We start from the raw sequence: 1346 nt of genomic DNA on the forward strand, positions 1-1346 counted from the left end.
GCAAACCCTGCGCCTGTTCAGTATTTTGCTGACGGGGCCAGCCATTGCGCGGTTTATTTCAACCTATGCGCCGAAGCGGTCGGCCTAGTGCTGGCAGCCTGGACACCAGTAAAACGGGCGCGAGGACAACGTGGTTTTCTCAATGATGCCGCCACAGCGTTCGCACAGTTCGCCATCACGATGAAAAACCTTAAAGCGAAACAGCGCCCCATGATGCTTATTCTCATCCACCTGCCCCCGCGTAGCGTAAGAAAACCGAGGAATCTCCAGTAACGCGTGTGCGAGTGCATCCAGTTGCGCCGCATTGAGATCTTTCGCTTTATGATTTCCAGTCAACCCAACCTGCCAGAGGATCTCCACCCGCAAATAATTGCCAAGCCCAGCCAGAAACGCCTGATCGAGCAGTAATCCTGCAAACTGACGGTTACGAAAGCGCGGTGACAATAACCGTTCCTTTACCACCTCCGGCGTCAGATTCGGATCCAGCACATCGGGACCAACGCGTTGTAAAAACGGATGCGTGGTCAGTTGTTCCGGGGTCAACATCTCAATATCCGAGGCGCTATAAAGCAGAATGGTTTTGTCAACCGTTTGCAGTTTTACCCGCAATACGCGCGTGGTCTGCGGCTCTTCGCCGGTATCAACCACGCGCCAGACGCCATAAAGCTGATTATGGCTGTAGAGCGTTAAGTCGTTGGAAAAATGAGTTAACAACGCCTTACCACGCGTTTCCACATGGGTAACGTGTTGACCGATAAGTTGTGATTGATAAGGTTTTAACTGCGGGAAGGCAAACCAGACATCAGTTAGTGGTTTGCCTTTGATCGCCGCCTCCAGGTTATCCGCTGCACGGCGGATCTCCGGGCCTTCAGGCATGGTGATATCCTTTTTTCATTCTTTATTAATCGGGGTTATGCTGCGACAACAATCCCCTTTTCGGCAAATGTAGAGCGTAGTCGGCGGGCGAACGCCAGTGCGTGCTCGCCGTCGCCATGCAGGCAGACCGTTTGCGCCGTGACCGTTGCCCATTCGCCGGTGATACTTTTGACTCTGCCGTGTTGCACCATCTCCAGCGTTTGCGCCAGCGCCTGTTCTTCGTTTTCAATCAACGCGCCTGGCTGGCTTCGCGGCACCAGCGAGCCGTCAGCCTGATAACCGCGATCGGCAAACACTTCCTCGCGCGTTGTCAGGCCATATTGCTTGCCTGCACGAATCAGCTCGCTTCCTGCCAGCCCAACGAGAATCAATGCCGGATCGCAAGCGTATACCGCTCTGGCGATGGCGTCTGCCAGTTGTGCTTCTTTCGCCGCCTGGTTGTACAACATGCCGTGCGGTTTGACATGACG

General features: G+C 54.5%; 2 protein-coding genes. Both read right to left on the minus strand.

What is annotated here, in order from left to right; genetic code table 11:
• Window positions 1-84 precede the first annotated feature (84 nt).
• Window positions 85-876 carry an endonuclease VIII gene (gene nei / locus R7Z41_RS23815; protein WP_318141619.1) on the minus strand — a complete coding sequence of 264 codons (792 nt, stop codon included), beginning with the start codon at window positions 874-876 and terminating at the stop codon, window positions 85-87.
• A 35-nt stretch (window positions 877-911) separates the two neighbouring features.
• On the minus strand, window positions 912-1346 hold a 435-nt coding region (locus R7Z41_RS23820; protein ID WP_318141620.1), incomplete at its 5' end, for a LamB/YcsF family protein.

Source organism: Vibrio sp. 1457 (assembly GCF_033340195.1).
GTDB classification, from domain to species: Bacteria; Pseudomonadota; Gammaproteobacteria; order Enterobacterales; family Vibrionaceae; genus Vibrio; species Vibrio alginolyticus.